Consider the following 24,138-nt stretch of genomic DNA (forward strand, 5'->3'; position numbering starts at 1 on the left):
CGTTTATAAAGTTGCTGCCATTTAAGATAAACAGAAGTAAAAAAGGCACCCTCTTTGGAGTGCCTCAGTCTTTTGTTCACTGGTCGCTTTCTATGGCACACCGTGACCTTTTGATGCAACCCAAACTCGGTACCATTGCTCACGAGTTAGCTCAATGCTTAGCGCGTTAACTGCACTATGCACACGCTCGATTTTACCAGAACCAATAATTGGCATCGGCTTAGAAGGCAAGCGACGTACCCAAGCGTAAATCACTTCGTCGATGCTGTTTGCACCCACTTCTTCTCGGATAGCTTCTAGCTCGTTACGAACACGAACCGCTTGCTCCGTGTCACCAGTAAAGATGGAACCACCACCTAAACATGACCATGCCATTGGACGAACACGATGCGTTTGAAGTAGGTCTAGCGTACCATCGTGTGCCACTTCAAAGTTCAGTGGGTTGATTTCCACTTGGTTAGTCACAAGAGGTTTGCTTAAACGAGATTGAAGAAGCTCGAATTGGCGAGGCGTGAAGTTAGAAACACCAAAGTGCTTAACTTTGCCCACTTTATGTAGCTCAGAGAACGCTTCTGCAACCTCGTCAGCATCCATCAACACGTCTGGACGATGGATAAGAAGAACATCAATCTCGTCGACTTTTAGTCGCTCAAGCGAGTTGTTAACGGATTGATAGATGTGCGCAGCACTGGTGTCGTAGTGGTTAATCTTACGCTCTGGCGTTTTGTCACCACACAAGTTGATGTCGCACTTTGTCACGATCTGAATTTGCTCACGAACGCTTTTGTCCAGTGCGAGTGCTTCACCAAACAGCGCTTCACATTCGTAGTTACCGTAGATGTCAGCGTGATCGACGGTAGTAATACCTAACTCAATGTGTTGCTTTAGGAACGACAAACGCTCTTGCGCCGTCATGCCCCAATCTACTGCACGCCAATAACCTTGTACCAGTTCAGAAAACTCTGGACCGTTTGGTGCAGTCACAACTTTTGCAACCATGGGTTTATCTCCTTTTCTTAATCTGCTTTCATCCTAGTCTTGTTTTACCGCTCGCTCAACGGGTAAACTTTCGCAATTCGAACTGGAGTACGAAATATGTCTTTTGCCCAACGACTCGCGACATTAATTGGCGAAGAAAGCATCAGTGGATTTGCGCGACGTGTGGACGTCTCTGAAGCTTTGATTCGCAAATACCTCAAAGGCAGCGAACCAAGCTTAGCTAAAGCGAATCAAATCGCCATGCGAGCCAACTGTTCACTGGAATGGTTAGCCACAGGTTGCGGCTATTTATACCGTCAAGCGGAAGTCGTGGACATGGAGGCCTATAAACTAGCGTTCCAACACGTGATGAATGGAACGATATCAGAAGAGGAAGAAGCCAAGCACCGTAAGTTGGTAGCGGGTTATCAGTACCTACGAGCACACAAAAAGTCAGATGGTTTTTTGGATGAATCCGCGATGGCGACCTTTCTTTCGTTGCATGATGAAAACAAGACCGCGCAAAACTAAGCCTTTAAACGATGTTTGTATCGCGACGCTTTAACTTCCGCTTTAAAAGCGCTCAACCTTAAGCTCAATCATTTCGCCATCACTGTTTAACGTGACATGCACTCTCGGTGTTGGCGATTCAAACTCTTCAGCTAACACCCAATCAATACTTCGTGGCGCTTGCTGAGGGTAGCGGTTGATAAACAGAATCAGAGCTTTGTCGACAGCTTCTGGCGAGTTTTGTTTTAAGGCCGCAGCTATATCGTACTGCTCGCCCTGTATGTTAATTCGCTTCATCACCAAGCCATCTTTTCTCAGATTCAGTATCACACCACTCAAGTTTTGAGGTTGATAGTCCGTGAGAAAGTTCAGACGAATCGCTTTTTCTTCTATCGTTGCTTCTCCGTAAAGGTGCTGATGGTAATAATGAAAATCATCCAAGCATAATGCTCCTTCGCTTTCCTGCGTCTCACATCCGTACCAGTCACCACCCTCTTGCAAGGTTTGTTGAACCTCAGCGACAGGCGCTTCAGATAACATGATTTGCCACCATGCATCTCGTGCGTTAGCGGTATGAGAAAACAAACTTAAAGAAAGAAGCAGGAACAATGAGAAACGCAACATAGGGGTACTATCGATTTGACTCGAGAAGATGAATGAAAGAGCTTTATCTTTGCTGTAAGTAAAGCGAGAAGCAAGTGACTATGTCGGATTTCAGACACAAAAAAAGCGGACCTTCTAGCCCGCATCAATCTTTGTATAAAGCATAAACCGCGTAGTCCATCACGCTGAGAACCATTACGAGATAGCAGAATAGCATACCATTTATATTTATCAACACTTCATACGGTTATTATTAGACAACTGTGCAAACACTTATATAGGCGAAGTAGTGAATAGGCTTGCAGTTTAGACAGGCATTAAAAAGGCGCACTTTTGCGTGCGCCTCTGCCTCGTGACTCAATCGTGAGTATGCGAATCGGGAAGTCTATTGATGCATCCCGAACAAATAACGAGGAATTTCTGTAGGGTTTGAATCCATCCAAATTGTGTGTAAAACCTCACATCCCTCCTTCTGAAGCAGTCATGTTGCTTTACATTTAAAGCATGGTTCATTTTGCTCAGAAAACAAGGTTACTCGATAAAAAAATAGCGTGAGATATGGGATCAATAGCACAATATTTATCAATATTTGCACAATAGACGCTTGAACTGCTCAATAGTGGAAAGCTAAATTGCATCTTTATTGATTAGGTCTAGACTCTCGTGAGCGTATAATTTCTTTCGTCCCTTCCAATTAGTAGTCTAGGAGAATCTGTTAATGACCAAACGCGAGAGAATTGTGAAATCTGTGTTAGCGCACGTACCTAAAGATGCGATTAACCAGTTTGTCTCTCGAGGGTCAACGCCAACATCATTTTCCGTCCTCTTTATGGCCGCGATCGTTGGTACGTTAGCAGGTCTTGTCGGCACCTACTTCGAAATTGCCGTTCACTTTGTTTCAGAAACTCGTACCGAGTGGTTAAAAAGCGAAATCGGTAGCGTACTGCCTTTGTGGCTTGCTGCGATTCTAATCAGTGCAACCTTGGCATTTATCGGTTACTACCTTGTTCACCGTTTTGCGCCTGAAGCATCTGGCTCAGGCATTCCTGAGATCGAAGGTGCAATGGATAACATTCGTCCAGTGCGCTGGTGGCGAGTCATCCCTGTGAAGTTCTTCGGCGGTATGGGTGCGCTTGGTTCGGGTATGGTTTTAGGTCGCGAAGGTCCTACTGTACAAATGGGCGGCGCCGTTGGTCGTATGGTCACTGACATCTTCCGTATTAAAGACGATGATACACGCCACTCATTATTAGCTTCTGGTGCTGCTGGTGGCTTGGCTGCTGCCTTTAACGCACCATTAGCAGGCATTATGTTTGTGGTTGAGGAAATGCGCCCTCAATTTCGCTACTCGTTGATTTCTATCCGAGCGGTGATCATTTCAGCGATCATGGCAAACATTGTATTTCGCGCCATTAATGGCCAAGCCGCCGTTATCACCATGCCGCAGTATCAATCGCCAGAGTTACAATCACTATGGCTATTCCTATTGCTTGGTTCTCTATTTGGTGTATTTGGTGTCATCTTCAACAAGCTGGTGACTATCGCACAAGACAGCTTTGTTGCTCTGCATAAAAACGACCGTAAACGCTACCTAATCACAGGCACTGTATTGGGTGGTGTGTTTGGCCTACTACTGCTTTATGTTCCTCAACTTACTGGTGGTGGTATTGGTTTGATTCCGGACATTACCAACGGTAACTACTCAATCTCGATCTTGGTGATGCTGTTTGTTGGTCGTGTTATCACAACCTTACTCTGTTTTGGTTCAGGTGCTCCGGGCGGTATCTTCGCACCAATGTTGGCGCTGGGTACGCTATTTGGCTACGCGTTTGGCGCAAGTGCAGACATGTTATTGCCTTCTCTCACGATTGAACCTGGCGTGTTTGCCATTGCCGGTATGGGGGCGTTATTCGCAGCGACAGTGCGTGCTCCAATCACTGGCATCTTGCTGGTTATCGAGATGACAAATAACTACTACTTAATTCTGCCTCTCATCATTACTAGCTTAGGCGCGGTAATCGTAGCGCAGTTACTTGGTGGGCAACCGATTTACAGCCAGTTGCTACATCGTACGCTTAAAAATGACAAGCTACGTCAGCAAGACCTACCGGAAAACCAAGCCTAACTTAATATCGGCTCCAAATTATCTTCCACATAAGATGTTAGTTTGGAGCCAGTAATTCTGCGTTTTTGCATCTCTCTACAAAATTTCCCTACCAAACTCACAAAATTCCCATTCTCTGATATTTACTTATAATATTTAAGGGTAACGACTCATGAATATTGTTAGTATTCTCGCCTCAAATTAGAGTGATTCATCCAATCTCGGAGTAGTTTTGAACTGGAGAAGACTTGTACAGTTTTACAGTGTCCCGCCTTCGCAAGCGGCTTTGGCACTGGGTATGATAGGGCTTGGACAAGCTTGGGCTTTATACATTCCTGACATTGGCGAACCGATAAGACCATTTCTTGCTGCACTTGGTGCATTGCTCCTCACTCCAGTTCTCCTAAAATACGCCACCAGCCCTCGTCTGTTTATGGCGGACATCAAACACCCGCTAAGTGGTAGTTTAATGGCTCCAATGAGCATGGCCTTACTCGTGCTGTGTGACTACCTTGCGGCAGTAGCACCAATTATTGCGTATCCATTGTGGTTTGTGGCGGTCTTACTTCACTTTACGATGATGGTGTTGTTCTTTGGCTTCCAGATCATGAACTTCAAGATGTCGAACATCGTGCCAAGTTGGTTCTTATATCCTGTTGGCTTGATCAGCTCTTCCCTCGCAGGTTCTCAATTCGGCCATAATGTGTTTTCTGAAACCTTGGCAATGATGTGCATTGGTATCTACTTCTTCATGTTGCCATTAGTGCTATATCGCTTGGTGTTCTTTGGTTCCCTGCCACGCCGCGCACGCCCAACATTGGCGATCATGGCGGCACCAGTAAACTTGTCTTTAGCAGCATATTTGGTCAACTTTGGCGAACCAGACCCGATTCTGACAGGCGCATTGGCAGGCATCGCAATCACCATGACGTTGCTGATTTACCTGTGTTACTTCCGCTTAATGCGTTTGAAGTTCCAGCCATCTATTGCGGCCGTGACCTTCCCTTCCGTTATTAGTGCTATTGCGATGCATCGCCTCACCACCTTTTTTGCTGAGTCTCATCCCCACTGGCATTGGTTGCACGATTTTGGATTCCTAGAGTTAAGCATTGCCACTGTGCTTGTCGTTTGGGTTTCTGCTGGTTATGTAAAAATGTACTGGCCAGAACTGGTAAGAACGCCTTCAAAACAGACATAAAAAAACGACCTCATTACGAGGTCGTTTTCTTTTGTTCTTAGCAAGCTCATGCCCGATAAACATTACTCAATACACATTGGCCGATACATTGAGTTAGCCGATAAACTTGGCCATAAAGTTGCTGATATTGGTCACGCTTGATGCCGCCATCACCACGACAATTGCAACGCCCGTCAGCGTTAAATAGGCTGGGTGTTTGTAGTCACCTACGATGTCTTTTCTGCGTGTCGCCACCAGCACCATACCTAAAACGATTGGCAGAATAATACTGTTAACAAGGCCAGCCAGCATTAGCAGCAGAATCGGCATGTTCATCGTCACAGTGCCAAGCGATGTGATGATAATGAAACCGACACACCATGCTTTCTCGTTGCGAGCCACAACTGGGAAGAGTGTTTTGATAAGGGAAATCGCCATGTACGAGTTGCCCACAACTGAGGTAATCGAAGCAACAAACAACACCAAACCAAAGATAAAGTAACCTACTTCACCTGCACCTTGACGAAACGCGTCTGCGGCGGGGTTTGCAGAATCCAAAGTCGCGCCTGTTGCAATCACACCAAACACTGCCATAAACAACAGGATGCGAATCACCACGGCAATAGAAATACCTGCCCAAGCTGCCGTCTTGATAGCGGGTACGTTCTCTTTACCTTGCAAGCCGATATCAACCAAACGCTGTGCGCCTGTGTAATAGCCACCGACTGCGCCACCAACAATAGTCAACGTCGGTAATAGCAGGCTACCAACATCAGTAGGCATTACTGCTGCGCTCAAGGTCTCCCCCATTGGCGGCAAACTGGTCATCGCAACGTACGCAATTAAGATGATCATAAACAAGCCAAGGTAGCGTGCCATTTGATCCATGCGCTTAGAAGCGTTGTGCACCACAAACAGCAAACAACCAACTACGCCTGTGAAGAGAGCACCCCAAGTTGTATCCACACCCGTTAGTACGTTAATACCGAGCGCAGAGCCACTTACGTTACCGAAGTTAAATGCAACCGCGCCAAGAGCCAACAGAATGCCCACCACGTAGCCCATCCCCGGTGCAACTTTGTTGGCAATGTCTTGAATGCGCATACCAGACACACCTACGATGCGCCATAAGTTCATCACAATACCAAAGGTGATAAACATGGATGCAAACACAGGGAATGCCATGTCGATTTTGTAGATATTGGTGAAGACCGCTGTTTGGGTCAAAAAGCCAGGTCCAACAGACGTGGTCGCCATTAAGAACGCGACACTAAGAATTGCTTTCTTTTGCCAACTGTTTTCCGATGCTTGAATCGAAGCGGGAGCAGTCGAGTTGATGGTGGTTTGTGTGGTCATGCCAAATCTCAATTTTGTTGCCTTTCTACTATTAGAAAACAGAAAGACAACTGACCGAGATCAGCTGAGCTTGAAGAATCAAATTGGGCAGAACGAATAGAGAAGTGAACCTTCGCAACCGTTTGCTGGGCGCGGATATTAAGTCTATCGCATGTGACTGTCAACACAGAAATCGATAAATGATTTTTGTCGTTTTCATTCTCAAATCATTATTCATTTCAGACAGATACAAAAAAAGGATGGCGTTTGCCATCCTCTTAGAATAGTGCTTGGTTATTTAGCGTAAACCGTGCAGAAACTCGGCACGCGTTGCTGGGTTGCTTTTGAAGATGCCACCCAATGCTGTTGTTGTCGTTTCGCTGGTTGCATCCATCACACCGCGAGATTTCACACAGTAGTGTGTTGCGTCAATCGTCACTGCCACATCATCAGACTCAAGCAACGTTTGAAGTGCAACAAGAATCTGCTGAGTCATACGCTCTTGAACTTGTGGACGCTGGGCAAAGAAGCGAACGATACGGTTGATCTTTGATAGGCCAATGATCTTGCCACGTGGAATGTAAGCCACAGCCGCCTTGCCATCAATGGTCACAAGGTGGTGTTCACAAGTGCTGGTCACGGTAATGTCCTTCACGCGAACCATCTCGCTCACGTTCATCTTGTTTTCAATCACCGTGATTTTCGGGAAGTTGGAATAATCCAGACCAGAGAAGATTTCGTCGACGTACATCTTAGCAATGCGGTGAGGGGTTTCTTCTAGGCTATCGTCGGTAAGGTCAAGTTGAAGCAGACCTAAGATCTCACGCATGTGGTGTTCGATCTTCTCTTTCTTCTCTTCACGACTTACGTTGTTTGGACGCATTGGCGTTTCCAAACCGCGTTGCTCTAGCGCTTCTTTTACTAACTTCGCTGACTCGCTAAGACCTGACATTCCACTTCCTCTTTTGTTACTTCCGCTTCAATACAAACCCAATCAAAATTGCATTCATATTTTTCGCTTTGAGCTGCTCAGTTTCGTGTCTTTACACCAAGTCACATCAAATATAGGTACTGAGCTGATTTTATTGAGCTCCGCGGGCTTTTTACCCCTTTCGGATGGCTGACAAGGATACTCGGATTTTTGAATAATTACACCCATATTTTATAGGTGGACATTCTTACTCGGTCCCCTTTTTATGGTAAAGTTGCCACAAAACAAAAGAACACAGGATTTTCTCAATGGGCTGCTGCGACGCACCTGGCTTGATGCCAATTGAAGAAGCGATGGACAAAATGCTATCGCGAATCAAACCTATCCAAACAACGCTTTCTCTTCCACTTGCTGACGCACTCGGTTTTGTACTGGCAGAAGACATCTTGTCTCCTATTCACGTACCGCCATTCGATAACTCAGCAATGGATGGCTACGCTATTCGCATTCAAGATCTTGAGTCATCTTCTGTATTGCCTCTGGCAGGTAAATCATTTGCTGGACAACCTTTTGAAGGTGAATGGCCTCAAGGTACCTGTGTTCGCATCATGACTGGCGCAAAAATCCCACAGGGTTGTGATGCCGTTATCATGCAAGAAAACACAGAAGTAACGGATGCTGGTATTCAGTTCAACCAAACCGACGTGAAGCCGCAAAACAACATCCGCCCAACAGGTGACGACATCAAACAAGGCGACATCGTACTGGCAAAAGGCGCACGTTTAACACCTCGCGATATTCCGATGATTGCGTCTCTTGGTGTGAGCCATGTGACAGTAGTACGTAAGCCAAAAGTTGCTTTCTTCTCTACTGGTGATGAACTTAAACCATTGGGCGAGCCCCTAGACGAAGGTCAGATCTACGACAGCAACCGTTACGGTATTAAACCGCTTATTGAAAACTTCGGTTGTGAAGCCGTTGATCTTGGCATCATTCCAGATTGCCCAGAGACTCTGAAAGCGACCTTTGAACAAGCGCAAACGTTGGCTGATGTGGTTGTTACATCTGGTGGTGTTAGCGTCGGCGAAGCGGATTACACCAAAGACATTCTTGAAGAACTTGGTGAAATCGGTTTCTGGAAGCTAGCAATCAAGCCGGGTAAACCTTTCGCGTTTGGTAAGCTAAGCACTGCTTGGTTCTGTGGACTGCCGGGTAACCCTGTTTCCGCAGTTCTGACTATGTACGTGCTTGTTCAACCAATGCTGGCAAAACTTGCAGGCCATACAGAATGGAAAGCACCCGAATCTATTCCAGCAACAACCAAAACCGCCTTTAAGAAAGCGCCAGGTCGTACCGATTACCAACGTGGTATCTATACATTGGAAGATGGCAAGTTTGTCGTTGAAACAACCGGTAACCAAAGCTCTGGTGCATTCCGTTCAATGAGCCTAGCGAACTGTTTTGTTGTATTGGAACGTGAACGCGGCCGAGTTGAAGCGGGCGAAACGGTTCAGATTCAACTGTTCAACTCAACCCTTTACTAGGAAGTCGTTGTGGATATTCTTTCCGATCAGGAAATGCTGCGTTACAACCGCCAAATCATTCTTCGTCAGTTTGACTTTGAAGGACAAGAAGCACTCAAACAAGCATCGGTATTGATGCTTGGTGCTGGCGGTTTAGGCTGCGCATCAAGCCAATATTTGGCCACTGCTGGTGTCGGTAAAATCACACTGATTGATGATGATATCGTCGAGTTGTCTAACCTTCAGCGCCAAGTGCTACACCACGATGCGGATATTGGTCGTAAGAAGGTAGACTCGGCAGCCGATGCACTACGTGAGCTCAACCCGCACATCATTGTAGATACCATCGCAAAACGTCTTGATGATACAGCGTTAGAAAGCCTGATTAAGCAGCACACTATTGTTGTCGATGCATCAGATAACGTCGATACGCGTAATCAACTTAATCGCCTATGTTTTGCTACCAAAACACCGCTAATTTCAGGCGCGGCCATTCGTATGGAAGGCCAAGTGAGTGTGTTTACTTACGATGATCCAGCACAACCATGTTACCAGTGCTTAAGTGCCCTCTTTGGCAGCGGTGCGTTAAGTTGTGTCGAAGCCGGAGTCATGGCTCCTGTTGTGGGTATTGTTGGCGCAGTACAAGCGATGGAAGCGATTAAAGTGATTGCTGATTACGGCCAACCAAAGAAAGGCAAAATTCTGATTTTGGACGCGCTCAGCATGTCTTGGCGAGAAATGAATCTGATGAAAATGCCCACCTGTCCGGTTTGTAGTTAGTTCTAAACCGCTAATCATTCCCAAAAAGCCCAACTCGATGTTGGGCTTTTTTCTCATTTTGACAATCAGATTTAAAACCCTTCTTCTTACAAATATTAAATCACTAAAATTCAACAGCTTAAAAGTTGGCACATTCCTTTCATTGCATATATCACGAACCAATGAGAGGGCGAATTATGAAAAGGACATCACTACTACTTGGGTCTCTAATAGCGAGCGCTTATGCACAAGCGGCGCCATTTGACACATGCCCAAGCAAAGCATACCTATTCCAATCAACCCCGGTTCAAATCTATGGCGTCAATTTGGTTACAGGTTCTACGACTCTTTTAGAGGACGACACAGGTTTGGCTTCGGGCATTAACGGTGTAGGCTTTAACTTCACTGACCGTTATATCTACGGCTACGACACCACAAACAAAAAGATTGTTCGTCTTGGTCAAGACTTCCAAGCAGAAACGCTTGATGTTTCGGGCCTTCCTACCGACCACACGTTTTACGTAGGTGACGTTTACAACCACGTCTACTACTTGTACCGCAAAGGCAAAGGACTTTTCTCCATTGACCTTTCTCCGCTCGATTCTGATCCAAATGCGACATTAAGCATCGTGAAGATCAGTTCAACAGCGACTGTGAACCTAACCGACTTTGCATTCCATCCAGGCGACGGTTCCCTTTACGGCATCGACAATAACTCTGGAGTGCTGTACCAATTCAACCCATCAAATGGTAATACGACTGCGATAGGTGATACAGGCGAGTTAGGCACATTTGGTGCTGGTTACTTCGATGTGAACGGCAACTACTACGTGTCACGTAACCAAGACGGCAAAATCTATCGTGTTGACCTTTCGGAAGGTAACGCAGCCAATATCGCAGCAGGTATCGTTCCAGCGGTTGAGTTTGTATCCAACGGTCCAAGCTCAAGCCAAAATGATGGTGCACGCTGTGCAAATGCTCCAGTGATTGACGAAGACGAGCCAATCGATTTTGGTGATGCTCCTGACAGCTACCACACAACACTTGCGTCAAACGGCCCTCGCCACGAAGTGGACGGTGTAACTTGGCTTGGTTCTGTCGCGCCAGATGGTGATGCCGACGGTCAAGCAAACGACAACTCTGTGGGCACCGCTGATGAAGATGGTGTTGGTTTTGTATCCGCACTTGACCCAGGTTTAAGTTCAATAGTGAATGTGACGGCTTCCACTTCTGGCTACCTATCAGCATGGTTTGACTGGAACCGCGATGGTGACTTTGATGATGAAGGCGAACAAATCTTTACTGACGAATTACTGTCTGCGGGTAATAATCCCCTACCGTTTGTCGTTTCAACCGCTGCAACGGAAGGTTCAAGCTGGAGTCGATTCCGCTTTAGCCAACAAACCGGATTAAACTACGATGGTGGTTCGACATCTGGTGAGGTGGAAGATTACCCAATTACCATCACTGGTAATGGCTACTCAGTGGAATACTTCCCGAGTGCAGAAGATTACGCCACCGTGGCTTATGAAGATAATTGGCCATACACCGCAGACTACGACATGAACGATGTGGTCGTGAAATTCCGCATCACTGAAACCAGTCTTGCTGGTCATGTTGAGAATATCCAGATTACAGGTGACCTAGCGGCTTACGGCGCAAGCTACAAAAATGGCTTCGCAATCCGACTACCGGGTGTATTGAGAAGCTCGATTGAAAATGGATTAACGACGCTATCCTTCAATGGTGTAGAGCAAGCATCTAATGGCTTGGAAAGTATTTCTGATGAAGCAATTTTCATCATCAGTGAAGACTTAAGCACACACGCGGCGAGCAGCTGTAGCTACTTCCGCACAGAGTCTGGCTGTGATGAAAACGTTTCACTCACCTTTACTTTGAATGTGTACTTCACTGAAGGATCTGACCGTTCAGCCATTCAAGCCATGCCATACGACCCGTTCATCTTTGCAACACCGGGCACTTACCATGGCGATGGTATTACCTTCCAACCAGGTCGTAAATGGGAAGTTCACTTAGCAGACCAAGCACCTACAGAACAGTTTGATGACCAAAACCTCTTCGGTGTCGGCGTCGATGCAAGTGACCCAGCACAAGGTGTGTACTTCAAAACAGCCAACAACTTACCTTGGGCACTGTTGATAGTAGAAGATTGGGATTGGCCGCTAGAGCGTGTAGACATGGTCGATGCATACCCTCAATTCCAAACTTGGGCTGAGTCTGGTGGCGAACTAAGCACAGATTGGCACACCGCTCCAACACCTAACAAATGCTACATTCCATAGGGAGATAACATTATGAAAGCACTTATCACAATCATCATGGGATTAGCACTAACAGCTTGTGGCGGAGGCGGTGGCGGCGGAGGTGGTGGTAACAGCACACCTCCACCAACCCAAACCACCGTGCCAGAGGAAGATACTACCCAGCAGGAAGAAACGACCGAAGAAGAGACAACGGTAACAGTAGAAGAAGATGCAACTATGCAGGATCTAGTAGTACCAGATGACTTTAGCTACAACCCAGTGACGGAAGGTACGCTCAATGTAGACATCAGTGGTTTCTCTTCACAACGAGCACACCTAAGCGTATACAAAGAGTTTGTAGAGAACAGTTCAGGTAACTACGATGCAAGATACCCAAGTAAAGTCGCATCGGTTCCACTCAACAACGGTGCAGCAAACGTCGACTTTAATGTCTCTGATAGCCAAGGCAGCCTGCTTGTTGAGATTTGGTTCTATGACGGTAGTGACCCAATTCAGAAAGTGATTACTTCTGGAGACAACACTTGGACCATGTAACTGGGTAAATTGAAGGCATAGCGAAAGCAGCCTTTCAGAACAAATCTTCAATCTTTAACTTAAAAATCGCATCGTTCTTTTGAACATGCGATTTTTTTGTTGTAAAACAGTAGGATTAATCATCGAGCGGGAAAACACGTTGGACAACCCGAAAACCTTCATTTTGGTCTTTGTTGCTGCCATCGTCGCATTATGTTTGGCTCTGTGGCTAACATCTTCTGATGAAACACAAACCATCACCGCAAAAGTGATTTCAAATACCCTGACACAATCCCTCGATGGGCAAAGACGCTATCTCACCGTCGAATCAGAGGTACTCGGAACAAAGCGTGTTGCAGTTCCAACCTCTGTACATTGTCCTGAAGGTGCCTTAGTGACATTCAACCAAGCTACGGATTCACTCTTCGAGCAACCGCTCACGTTTTTAAACTGCGAATGAGCCTACTCTTCGAATTCATGTCAAACGTCATACTACTTTGAGGAAATGAAAAACAATGCAAGCACTGATCAGTACTGATGAACTCAATAGCCTTCTCGGCCAACCTAACGTCAAGCTCCTCGACGCTAGTATTGCGTTTCAAATCCCTTCTGAAGGCAAAAAGATCCAAGATAAGTGGATTGCAAATACTTTACGCTTTGATTACGACAATGACTTTTGCTTACCCGGCTCCTCCCTACCGCATATGATGCCAACAGAAGAAGGCTTCAACCAAAGTGCGCAACAACTCGGTTTGAACAACGAAGACTTGATTGTGGTTTATGACAACTCTGGCACTTTAGCGGCACCAAGAGCTTGGTGGATGTTCAAAGCCATGGGGCATGACAATGTCCGAGTCTTAAACGGCGGCCTTCCTGCTTGGATTGAAGCAGGACTCCCTGCCGAAAGTGCCCTATCGCAACCAAGCGAAGAAGGCAACTTTGCGGGCAAACTCAACCCAAATGCCTTTTTGAGTGCACAAGATGTTCTTGCTCATTCAACCAATAAAAGTGCCAATATCATCGATGCCAGAGCCAAAGCCCGCTTCCTTGGTGAAGTGCCTGAGCCACGAGAAGGTCTACGTAGTGGGCACATTCCAAATTCGGTTTGCTTACCGTTTCAAGAACTCTTAACCAACGGTCACATTAAACCGAATTCAGAGTTGCAACAGATATTTAGCGCACTAACAATAGATAGTGATAATTCAATCATTTTTAGTTGCGGCTCCGGTGTGACCGCATGCATTTTATTACTCGCGGCGTATCAAATTGGTCTGGACAATCTGTCGGTGTACGACGGTTCTTGGACCGAATGGGGCGCTGACCACTCTCTACCTATCGAGCGTTAAGATCAGGAGCAGTAAAACGATATGATCGGCTTAAAGAAGAACATTTGGACGCTCTATATGACACTGTTTGCTATCAGTGTCGGATTGTTCTCTCTGTTTGGTCACTATCATTACGAATCCACTCTCGATAAATATAAGGACAAGCAACTCCTTCAGTTGGAGTTGTTTGCTTCTTCTGTCGATTCTCTATTCAAAGGGCAAGAAACGCTGTTAGAAGTCGTTGGGCATCAACTAATTGACCAAAACGATTTCACTCGCACCGCGTCATTACAAATGCGCCCTTTGCTTGATGACTTGATGGATATCCATCCCGCCATCGCCGCTTTTGGCCTGACGAATCCTGAAGGGGATTATCTTGCCATTAGTTCTAATCTGGATTTACAAAAGCTCCACAACCTCAAGCAAGATCCTCAGACTAAACAGACTTTCGAAGCCGCACTGCAATCTGAGCACATGGTCGTTGGTAGAACCTATTTCATGCCCGCGCTCGATTCATTAGTGATTCCAATTCGAAAAGCGATTCGAGATAAAAGTGGTAAGGTGCTGGCGGTGATGACAGCAGGCTTCAACATGAACTCGTCTTTGGTGTTCAGAAATGATGTGCACGCCAACAAACACAATCGCGTGTCTTTGGTCCGAGAGGACGGCTACCTAACCTTTACCTCAGCAGAACAAGCAAGTCTATTCAGTTATACCCTTCCTGCTGATGGGCACAAAAAATCCATTGTTTTTGAACAGGTTGAGAAAAAGTACGGGTGGAGTCGAGAAACCGTCAAAGCGTTATCTGGTGCGGTCAATATTGTTGCTGATGATCCAAGAATTAATCAACTCGTCACGCTGAAGTACCTGCCAGATTACAAGTTGTGGGCCTCGTCTTCTACTGACCTACGCTACATCCAAAGTGGTTTTTTTGACCAATTTGCGCTGTATTCCATTGTCTTTCTTTTTATCCAAGCGGGTTTTTACGCACTCGTTCGCTCTATTGCCAACAACGAACTGGCGACACGCCAAAAGCTCCTTTACCAAGCGCATCATGATCACCTAACGTTGCTGCCAAATCGCGAATATCTCAGAACACATATCAAAAGTTGGTTAAGCGAGTCTTCAACGCCATTTACTCTGATGTTCATCGACATCGATAACTTTAAATCGGTCAACGACACTCATGGGCACGAGTTCGGCGACGAAGTGTTGAAGCAAATCGCACTGCGCTTGAAAAGCTTCGACAGTGATGGTCGATTGATTGTCAGAGAAGCCAGCGATGAGTTCATACTGCTCGTCAACCGTACCGATGAAAATGCCGTGCGAACGCTGGCAAGTGATCTGATTCATTACTTGTCCGAGCCTTACCTTGTGAACGAAAACCAGTTTCTATTGAGTTGCAGCATCGGTGTTGCCCTCTACCCTTCACACGGCAAAAATTTAGACGCATTGCTTCGCTCGGCAGATATCGCGATGTATCAAGCGAAAAAAGAGCGTAATGCATACAGTGTGTTCGACCAACAAATGCAAGCCAAACACCTACATAAAATGAAGATTGAACAACGTTTGAGGTTAGCGATAGAACGACAAAATCTGTTCCTAGTTTATCAACCACAATTAAACGTCAGCGGTGAAATCTATGGTGTTGAAGCCCTAATTCGTTGGCAAGATGAAGAGCTGGGTTTTGTTCCACCAAATGAATTTATCCCCGTAGCGGAAAGCTCAGGCTTGATGGTGAGACTGGGTGAATTAATCATCGAGAAAAGTTTGGTCGATATGGCTCGCCTAACCAACCTAGCCGCTCAACCAATTCAAATGTCGATAAACATCTCGGTCAAACAGTTCATACAGGTCAACTTTATCGACGACTTAGTGGCATTGATTGATAAACATGGGGTCGACCAACATCGCATCACACTCGAAATCACCGAGAACTTATTTATTGAAGACCTCAACAAGTTTGCCCCGATTTGCGAACGCTTACACACTCTAGGCTTCAAGATTTCTCTGGATGATTTTGGGACGGGCTACTCTTCACTTTCGATGCTCAAAGCGTTGCCGATCGATGAAGTCAAAATCGATAAGAGCTTTGTCGACAATATCGAGGACGACGAGAAAGCACTGAACATGGTGCAAAACATCATTGCTATCGGTAAAAACTTTGGGATGAAAGTGCTTGCTGAAGGGGTTGAAACACGTCAGCAACGCGACCAACTTACTGCTTGTGGCTGTGATTTGATTCAAGGCTACTTCTATTCCAAGCCCTTGCCTTTTGAGCAATTGATTAGCTTCGCCGCAGAGAGCCAAAACGAAAAAGCCGTCGAACGATAGCGACGGCTTGATTTACTTAGCTATAGTGTAAGGGGAAGAGACTAGTTCTGCATTTCCTTATACATCACTTCGACTAACTCCCCTTTCGGATCTCCTGATAGTTCCCATGTAAAGATCCCACCAAGATTTGATTGCTTCGCCCAGTCTGCTTTGGCTTTTATAGAGCGCTGATCTTCGAATGAGATGAACACCTTCTTATCTGGGTTCCACAGGTAAGGCGCTTGAGCTTGCTCGTCATATTTGTACTCATATCCCTGTTTCGTGCTGTAGTTCTTCATCAGATCCCAGAACATGAAGTAGCCATTCTCACCAGTACCGAACTGTGCGCCTTGCTCAGAAACTAGGTCTTGAGTTGGTAAACCTCCAGAAAAATCTTTGGTACCTTGCCAGCCACGACCGTAGAACGCCGCACCAATCACTAGCTTTTCACTCGGAATGCCCAACTCAATCATTTGATTAATAAACACGTCTGCGCCCATCCCCCACCAACTGCGGTCGGTCGCATGTAGGTTAGTTGTATGCCCTGTCTGCTGTCCCCAACCGCCAAGGAAGTCGTAAGTCATCGCAAACATGTTGGTTAGGTAAGGCTGCGCCGCTTTCCAATCGATGCCCGCCGCTTTTGGACCAACACCCACCGCAGTTGAAAGCTCGTACTCACGCTTAGTCTTTTTCGCTAGAGTATCTAAATCGCCACGCATGGTTTTGACTAGATATGTGAAGGCGTCACGTTCAAGCGCTTTCTGCTCATCTGTAAGCTTGGTATCTGGATTCCAAGGTGAAGTCGTTAAACCGCCGCCACCTGGGTATTCCCAATCCAAGTCAATGCCATCAAAGAAATCATATTGAGCAATCAACTCAACAGCCGTTTTAGAGAACTGATCCATCGCTTGCTGGTTTTTAGCCATTGCGTGGAAAGGTTCAGACATGGTCCAACCGCCAAAAGAAGGGAGAATTTTCAGATCAGGGTGTTGCTTCTTAAGTTCGGCTAATTGAGCGAAGTGTCCTTTATATGGAACGTCGACAGAGACCGGACCAAAGTCTTTTTCAAGTGCCGCCTCTGTGTCAACCAGAATCGCGGTATACGGATCTTTGCCTTCACATTGCTTAGCAACTAACTTTTGCACTGTCTCAGATGCGCCAGTATGAGGGCCACACATGCTCAAAAACGCATAGATGATATGGGTCAGGTTATCAGCTGGGATGTCTTTTACTGTATATGGGTTGTCTGCATTAGCGTATTGCCAGTCAGCAAAATAGCCTGCAACGACTTTTTGCTCGGCGTGTGCCATGCCTGTTAACCCCGTTAATAAAGCAGCTGCGAGAAGTGTCTTTTTCATAATTTCCTCCAGAGTAATCAACTACAAATTACTCCTGAGGATTATTTTTAACTTGGAAACGAAATCAGGCTGCGAGTCATTTATAAATCCTCTCAGCCTGATTACATAGTTTGCATATTATTTGTGCTAAACCTCTGATGTACTGTTGCCGTGCATCTGCTCATCCAAGTTAAGAACCGTCAGTGCGTTACTAACGCTGGTAGCAATAACATCTATCGCGCCAGTTCTTAAAGCACCTAGTAGTGCGAGTGGCTTACTGTTTTCCGCCGCAATCGCAATCACTTCTGCAATCGGTCTAAACTCTTCAATACCTAAACCGATCACTCGGTCACTCATCACTGTGTTTGCGACGTTGCCGTGGATATCAAAGAAGTCGTAGCCAGCAAAGTCCCCGACGACACCTTGCATTAAACGGGATTGCACCACTTCATCTGGAGTGAACCATCCAAGGTCGACCATATAGCTGTTTTCACTCATATCGCCGATACCGACAAGGGCTACATCTGCTTTACGTGCAAGATCGAGCGTTTGTTTGACCGTAGCATTTTGCATGAAGGCAATTTTCTGCTCTCGGTTTTCAGCGTAAGCCGGTGCATAAAGGGTTTCGGAGGTTCCGCCATATTTCTTAGCAAACTGTCGGCAAATGTGGTCGGCGTTAAACATACCGCCACGAGGGTGGATCCCGCCGATACCACACACAAACTTACAATCACGCGGCGTAATAACACCAATGTGGTGAGCCACGGAAGATACGTTACGCCCTTGCCCAACCGTTACTACCATGCCGTTCTTGAGCGTGCTAGTGAGATAGTTAGAGACCAAACCTGACACTTGAAGGCGCTGCGCTTCTTCATTGGGCTGATCTAATGCCACCAGCGCACGTTTCACACCAAAGCGGTCAATCAAGCGTTGCTCGATCTTGGCGCTGAACACTGGATGGTACTTTACGGTGATTTCAACAATCCCCTCATCACGTGCCTGTTTGAGCATTCGCCCTACTTTGGCACGAGAAATGGAAAATTTTCTGGATATCTCTTCCTGTGTTGCACCATCTTGATAATAAGCAACGGAAATCTCCGTTAGTAAGTCTGTGCTTTCAATAGAAATATCTTGGTTAGAACTGCTCATGGTTTTTCTCGCCCTTTTAGAGGATCGACATTGTATGCATTAGTGAGCATCCGCTCATTGACTTAGCATATGTTACCCTCCAATTTTACTGCGACATTTGCTCACTGCAATGACATTTTCTCACTGCGTAATTTTATTAATATCAGCACTGCTCAAGCCTTGAACAATAAGGGCAAACGTTTATTTCGGCCATGCTCTGAACACACAGCAAAAAAACGTTGATGAACTTCACTTAAAGTCGGTTTCGGCGATTGACTTTCAGCATGGATAGGATAAATATGGATTCATCATTTACTCAGCTACCGATCAAATGTTCATAGCAAATGTTCGGTACCGAAATTTTCCGTAGTTGGCTGAGCAGATGTCTCGTTAAATATGATGAGACGATTAGCCGACACGCTTGCAAATGCACAAGCTGTGGTATTGAAAGCCACACTTAAGCCCATTTATATAGGATGATCGATTATGAGCAACAAGTTAGAGCAACTTCGTAAACTAACAACTGTAGTAGCGGACACTGGTGAAATTGACGCAATCAAAAAGTACCAACCTGAAGATGCAACAACGAACCCATCTCTTATCCTAAAAGCGGCTCAAATCGAAGAGTACGCACCTCTAATCGACGCTTCTATCGAATACGCAAAAGCACAAAGCAACGACAAAGCACAACAAGTTCAAGACACTTGTGACATGCTTGCTGTAAACATCGGTAAAGAAATCCTAAAAACAATCCCAGGTCGTATCTCTACTGAAGTAGATGCTCGTCTATCTTACGACATGGAAGGCAGCGTAGCGAAAGCACGTCAATTAGTGAAAATGTACAACGATGCAGGCATCACTAACGACCGTATCCTTATTAAATTAGCTTCAACTTGGGAAGGTATCCGCGCAGCTGAGATCCTAGAAAAAGAAGGCATTAACTGTAACCTAACGCTTCTATTCTCATTCGCTCAGGCTCGTGCTTGTGCTGAAGCTGGCGTATTCCTAATTTCTCCATTCGTTGGTCGCATCATGGACTGGTACAAAGCGAAAGAAGGTCGTGACTTCGAAGCTCAAGAAGATCCAGGCGTACTATCAGTTACAACAATCTACAACTACTACAAAGAATACGGCTACAACACAGTAGTTATGGGTGCAAGCTTCCGTAACATCGGCGAGATCCTAGAACTTGCAGGTTGTGACCGTCTAACTATCGCTCCTGCTCTACTTGCAGAGCTAGAAGCAGCGGAAGGCGAAGTTGTTGAGAAACTGGTTGATTCTAAAGGCGCGAAAGAGCGTCCAGCAGCAATGACTCACGCTGAATTCCTATGGGATCACAACCAAGATGCAATGGCTGTTGAGAAACTGGCTGAAGGTATCCGTAACTTCGCTGTTGACCAAGGTAAACTAGAAGCAATGATCGAAGCTAAGCTTTAATTGCTTACCAAAAGCGAGTAGCCAGTCTACTCGCTTTTAGCATCAGCGTTTTACTCAAAAAATTCTATTTGAACTGGTTTCGACGAGTTCCCTCTATTTAAATCAAATATCGAGAAGTAAATACTATGGATCGTAAATATCTAGCTAATGCAATCCGTGCACTAAGCATGGACGGTGTTCAACAAGCTAACTCTGGTCACCCAGGTGCACCTATGGGTATGGCTGACATCGCTGAAGTTCTTTGGCGCTCTCACCTAAACCACAACCCATCAAACCCAGAGTGGGCTGACCGCGACCGTTTCGTACTGTCTAACGGCCACGGCTCTATGCTTATCTACTCTCTACTGCACCTTGCAGGCTACGAGCTATCTATCGACGATCTTAAGAACTTCCGTCAGCTTCACTCTAAGACTCCTGGTCACCCAGAGTACGGCTACGCACCTGGTATCGAGACAACAACCGGTCCTCTAGGTCAAGGCATCACTAACGCTGTTGGTATGGCAATGGCTGAGAAAGCACTTGCGGCTCAGTTCAACAAAGAAGGCCACGACATCGTTGACCACTTCACTTACGTATTCATGGGTGATGGCTGTCTGATGGAAGGTATCTCGCACGAGGCTTGTTCTCTTGCTGGTACACTAGGCCTTGGCAAACTGATCGCATTCTGGGATGACAACGGCATCTCTATCGACGGTCACGTTGAAGGTTGGTTCTCTGACGACACGCCTAAGCGTTTTGAATCTTACGGCTGGCACGTAATCCCTGCTGTAGATGGTCACAATTCTGAAGCGATCAACGCAGCAATCGAAGCGGCAAAAGCAGATCCACGCCCTACGCTTATCTGTACTAAAACTATCATCGGTTTTGGTTCACCAAACAAATCTGGTTCACACGACTGTCACGGTGCGCCACTAGGTGCTGAAGAAATTGCAGCGACACGTAAAGAACTAGGTTGGGAGCACGGTCCTTTTGAAATTCCGCAGGAAGTCTACGCAGAGTGGTCAGCGAAAGAAGCAGGCGCAGCTAAGGAAGCAGCGTGGGACGAGAAATTTGCAGCTTATGAAGCAGCGTACCCTGAGCTGGCAGCTGAATTCAAACGCCGCGTAAACGGTGATCTACCGGCTGAGTGGGAAGAGAAAGCAAACCAAATCATTGCTGACCTTCAAGCAAACCCAGCAAACATCGCATCACGTAAAGCATCTCAAAACGCACTAGAAGCGTTTGGTCAAATGCTTCCAGAGTTCATGGGCGGCTCTGCTGACCTAGCGCCTTCTAACCTAACCATGTGGTCTGGTTCTAAGTCTCTAGAAGCGAACGATTTCTCTGGTAACTACATCCACTACGGTGTACGTGAATTCGGTATGACTGCGATCATGAACGGTATCGCGCTACATGGCGGTTTCGTTCCTTACGGCGCAACATTCCTAATGTTCATGGAATACGCTCGTAACGCTATGCGTATGGCTGCTCTGATGAAAGTTCAGAACATCCAAGTTTACACGCACGACTCTATCGGTCTTGGCGAAGATGGCCCAACTCACCAACCGGTTGAGCAAATCGCGTCTCTACGTCTGACTCCAAACATGAGCACATGGCGTCCATGTGACCAAGTTGAGTCTGCAGTAGCATGGAAACTAGCAATTGAACGTAAAGATGGCCCATCGGCGCTTATCTTCTCTCGTCAAAACCTAGCGCAACAAGAGCGTACAGCTCAGCAAGTTGCTGATATCGCTAAGGGTGGTTACATCCTGAAAGACAGCGAAGGCAAGCCTGAACTAATCCTAATCGCGACAGGTTCTGAAGTTGAACTAGCAGTGAAAGCAGCAGAGCAACTAACCGCTGAAGGTAAGAAAGTACGTGTTGTTTCAATGCCTGCAACAGATACATTCGACAAACAAGACGCAGCTTACCGTGAGTCAGTACTACCATCAGACGTAACGGCACGTATCGCTATCGAAGCGGGCATTGCTGACTTCTGGTATAAGTACGTTGGCTTCGACGGTCGCATCATCGGTATGACAACATTCGGTGAATCTGCGCCAGCTGACCAACTGTTCGAAATGTTTGGTTTCACTGTAGAAAACGCAGTAAACACAGCAAAAGAACTGCTAGCTTAATCGCTGAGTATTATCAGTTTTCTCTATTGCGAATTTGAAAACTGAAAAGCCCCGCTTCGGCGGGGCTTTATTTTATCTAATCATTTTTCAATAACGATTCTGCTAGCTGGTTTGAATCACTTCTCTTCAAATTGAATAGCAAGTCGATAGAAGTCTTGAACTTGATCTTTCAACTGCTTACTGTTTTGTTCTACAGAATGTGTAGCCGCTAAGTTCTGCTCTGCTGTCGACGCAATAGAATGAATGTGCTGATTCACGTCGCTAGAAAGCTGTAACTGCTTATTGGCAGAGTCCGCGACATTCACCATCAAACCACTCATGGTTTGCATCATTTGTTCTACCTCAGACAGACGCGCTGCACTTTGTTCAGCCACTTGCGAACAGGTATCTGTTTGATCTTTATTAGCGATGATATCCTTCTGCCAGCCTTGAATCGTCATTAGCATAGCTTCAATCGATGCTTTAATTTGCTCAGTCGCATTCGAGGTACGTCCAGAAAGCGCCCTCACCTCATCAGCCACAACAGCAAAGCCACGACCTTGTTCACCCGCTCGCGCTGCCTCAATTGCAGCATTGAGTGCTAGCAGATTAGTTTGATCGGCAATTCCACCAATCTCTTCCATTAATTGACTGACCTTTTGTGCTTGGTCACTCAATTGATACGTTGTTTCTGTCGCTTTCTCAGCTTGTAAGCTCAGTTGCGCTAGGTTGGTATGAGTTTGGTCGATGGTCTCTTTCGCCATTAAGCAAGATTTCAAAGTATCATCAATCAGCAGATGAGCATCGTGGGTGCTGGATGAAACCGAGTTCGCTGATGCCTCCATCGAGTCAGCAGCATCACGAACTTCATGAATGTCTTTGTTCTGCTGCGTCAAAGCAGTAAGTACTTCTGCTGTGGTATGACTTAACTCTTCAGCGCAATTTTGGAGCGGTCTTGCCGAGTCCGTCATACGACCCAAAACGGTACGAATACGAGCAGAAAGCATTTTGATGTGAAAGTCCGCGATAGAGAATGGCTTATTACCGGAATACACCAAGCGACTCACACTGTCGTATTGTGCTTGCAGTTTTTTAAACTGTTGCGGCGTATCAATGAGTTCTTGGCGGAATAACACGGTAAGCACGCCTGCCGGTAATAATGTCGCAAGCCAAGCGAGTGGCCCTTCAAGTGATAAAGCAAAGCTAGTGACCGGTGCGGCTAATGCCCCTAGAAGAATCGCATAGCGTAGTGTTTCATTTAACTTCAGTGACCATGCACGTCCCGACTTCTCTGCTTTCAAAAGCTCTTGGTAAGCCTTAGAAGCGATATCAACCCATTCACGCTTTGGTTTCACACGAACCGATTGATAGCCCACCATTTGATGACCTTCATAGATTGGGGTTACGTAAGCATCGACCCAATAGTAACCACCCGACTTCGTACTGTTCTTTACAATTCCGCGCCACGCTTTGCCTTGTTTTAGGCGAGCCCACATATCACCAAAAGCGGCTTTGGGCATATCTCCGTGGCGAACGATATTGTGGTTTTGTCCGAGCAGTTCGTCGTGGCTGTATTCTGCGATTCGACAAAACGCATCATTACAGTAAGTAATGACACCTTTGAGATCGGTGGTTGAGACCAGCTCGTCGGAATCTCCTACAAGGGTTTCTTGAGCTTTATTGGAAGTTGAGACTGACATAGATGAGGCTTCTATAGTTTTTATTAAATTGCGACAGGTTATATACACGATTGTTATATTTATTACAAAATGCTAGAGAAAAAA

General features: G+C 46.1%; 19 protein-coding genes. 12 read left to right on the plus strand and 7 right to left on the minus strand.

Features of this window, described 5'->3' with window-relative positions; translation table 11 throughout:
• Positions 1-90: 90 nt before the first annotated feature.
• Entirely contained in the window at positions 91-999 is a 909-nt protein-coding gene (locus KJB05_RS24790; protein WP_045412166.1) for an aldo/keto reductase family oxidoreductase, read from the minus strand.
• Positions 1,000-1,095: 96 nt separating this feature from the next.
• Here KJB05_RS24790 and KJB05_RS24795 point away from each other — a divergent pair, with 96 nt between their 5' ends.
• On the plus strand, positions 1,096-1,509 hold the full coding sequence (locus KJB05_RS24795; RefSeq protein WP_005435626.1) for a helix-turn-helix transcriptional regulator: 414 nt from the start codon (positions 1,096-1,098) through the stop codon (positions 1,507-1,509).
• Between the two features lie 42 nt (positions 1,510-1,551).
• Here the strand turns inward: KJB05_RS24795 and KJB05_RS24800 are convergent, their stop codons facing one another.
• The gene (locus KJB05_RS24800) at positions 1,552-2,112 is read right to left on the minus strand and encodes a hypothetical protein (protein ID WP_208444885.1); all 561 of its coding nucleotides are present in this window, start codon (positions 2,110-2,112) and stop codon (positions 1,552-1,554) included.
• Positions 2,113-2,809: 697 nt separating this feature from the next.
• On the opposite strand from KJB05_RS24800, the gene clcA reads away from it, so the two are divergent.
• On the plus strand, positions 2,810-4,216 hold the full coding sequence (gene clcA, locus KJB05_RS24805) for a H(+)/Cl(-) exchange transporter ClcA (protein ID WP_005435622.1): 1,407 nt from the start codon (positions 2,810-2,812) through the stop codon (positions 4,214-4,216).
• Positions 4,217-4,427: 211 nt separating this feature from the next.
• Positions 4,428-5,393: a TDT family transporter gene (locus KJB05_RS24810; protein WP_005435620.1), complete on the plus strand. Its 966-nt coding sequence runs from the start codon at positions 4,428-4,430 to the stop codon at positions 5,391-5,393.
• A gap of 93 nt (positions 5,394-5,486) precedes the next feature.
• Here KJB05_RS24810 and KJB05_RS24815 read toward each other — a convergent pair whose 3' ends face one another.
• Positions 5,487-6,728 (minus strand): NRAMP family divalent metal transporter, encoded by a 1,242-nt coding sequence (locus KJB05_RS24815; RefSeq protein ID WP_199482438.1) that lies wholly within the window; start codon positions 6,726-6,728, stop codon positions 5,487-5,489.
• Between the two features lie 277 nt (positions 6,729-7,005).
• The gene (gene folE, locus KJB05_RS24820; RefSeq protein ID WP_005373478.1) at positions 7,006-7,659 is read right to left on the minus strand and encodes a GTP cyclohydrolase I FolE; all 654 of its coding nucleotides are present in this window, start codon (positions 7,657-7,659) and stop codon (positions 7,006-7,008) included.
• 287 nt (positions 7,660-7,946) lie between these two features.
• On the opposite strand from folE, the gene moeA reads away from it, so the two are divergent.
• The 7 genes from moeA (at position 7,947) to KJB05_RS24855 (ending at position 16,377) form a co-directional block, all read left to right on the plus strand.
• Entirely contained in the window at positions 7,947-9,182 is a 1,236-nt protein-coding gene (gene moeA, locus KJB05_RS24825; RefSeq protein ID WP_208444884.1) for a molybdopterin molybdotransferase MoeA, read from the plus strand.
• A 9-nt stretch (positions 9,183-9,191) separates the two neighbouring features.
• Positions 9,192-9,941, plus strand: a complete 750-nt coding sequence (gene moeB / locus KJB05_RS24830) for a molybdopterin-synthase adenylyltransferase MoeB (protein ID WP_045483339.1) — start codon at positions 9,192-9,194, stop codon at positions 9,939-9,941.
• 176 nt (positions 9,942-10,117) lie between these two features.
• The gene (locus KJB05_RS24835; RefSeq protein ID WP_208444883.1) at positions 10,118-12,223 is read left to right on the plus strand and encodes an LruC domain-containing protein; all 2,106 of its coding nucleotides are present in this window, start codon (positions 10,118-10,120) and stop codon (positions 12,221-12,223) included.
• A gap of 12 nt (positions 12,224-12,235) precedes the next feature.
• The gene (locus KJB05_RS24840; RefSeq protein ID WP_208444882.1) at positions 12,236-12,739 is read left to right on the plus strand and encodes a hypothetical protein; all 504 of its coding nucleotides are present in this window, start codon (positions 12,236-12,238) and stop codon (positions 12,737-12,739) included.
• A gap of 139 nt (positions 12,740-12,878) precedes the next feature.
• Positions 12,879-13,178, plus strand: coding sequence for a hypothetical protein (locus tag KJB05_RS24845; RefSeq protein ID WP_020196635.1), 300 nt, complete (start codon positions 12,879-12,881; stop codon positions 13,176-13,178).
• A gap of 55 nt (positions 13,179-13,233) precedes the next feature.
• Entirely contained in the window at positions 13,234-14,064 is an 831-nt protein-coding gene (locus tag KJB05_RS24850; RefSeq protein WP_208444881.1) for a sulfurtransferase, read from the plus strand.
• 21 nt (positions 14,065-14,085) lie between these two features.
• On the plus strand, positions 14,086-16,377 hold the full coding sequence (locus tag KJB05_RS24855) for an EAL domain-containing protein (RefSeq protein ID WP_208444880.1): 2,292 nt from the start codon (positions 14,086-14,088) through the stop codon (positions 16,375-16,377).
• 41 nt (positions 16,378-16,418) lie between these two features.
• Here KJB05_RS24855 and KJB05_RS24860 read toward each other — a convergent pair whose 3' ends face one another.
• Both KJB05_RS24860 and KJB05_RS24865 read right to left on the minus strand, forming a co-directional pair.
• Positions 16,419-17,714: a glycoside hydrolase family 18 protein gene (locus KJB05_RS24860; protein ID WP_208444879.1), complete on the minus strand. Its 1,296-nt coding sequence runs from the start codon at positions 17,712-17,714 to the stop codon at positions 16,419-16,421.
• Between the two features lie 126 nt (positions 17,715-17,840).
• Positions 17,841-18,842, minus strand: a complete 1,002-nt coding sequence (locus KJB05_RS24865; protein ID WP_005435602.1) for a sugar-binding transcriptional regulator — start codon at positions 18,840-18,842, stop codon at positions 17,841-17,843.
• Between the two features lie 465 nt (positions 18,843-19,307).
• On the opposite strand from KJB05_RS24865, the gene tal reads away from it, so the two are divergent.
• On the plus strand, positions 19,308-20,258 hold the full coding sequence (gene tal / locus KJB05_RS24870; RefSeq protein WP_138941142.1) for a transaldolase: 951 nt from the start codon (positions 19,308-19,310) through the stop codon (positions 20,256-20,258).
• Positions 20,259-20,383: 125 nt separating this feature from the next.
• On the plus strand, positions 20,384-22,375 hold the full coding sequence (gene tkt, locus KJB05_RS24875) for a transketolase (protein ID WP_208444878.1): 1,992 nt from the start codon (positions 20,384-20,386) through the stop codon (positions 22,373-22,375).
• A 116-nt stretch (positions 22,376-22,491) separates the two neighbouring features.
• Here tkt and KJB05_RS24880 read toward each other — a convergent pair whose 3' ends face one another.
• Positions 22,492-24,054, minus strand: a complete 1,563-nt coding sequence (locus KJB05_RS24880; protein ID WP_208444877.1) for a PAS domain-containing methyl-accepting chemotaxis protein — start codon at positions 24,052-24,054, stop codon at positions 22,492-22,494.
• Positions 24,055-24,138 lie beyond the last annotated feature (84 nt).

The organism is Vibrio sp. B1ASS3 (assembly GCF_905175355.1).
GTDB lineage: Bacteria > Pseudomonadota > Gammaproteobacteria > Enterobacterales > Vibrionaceae > Vibrio > Vibrio owensii.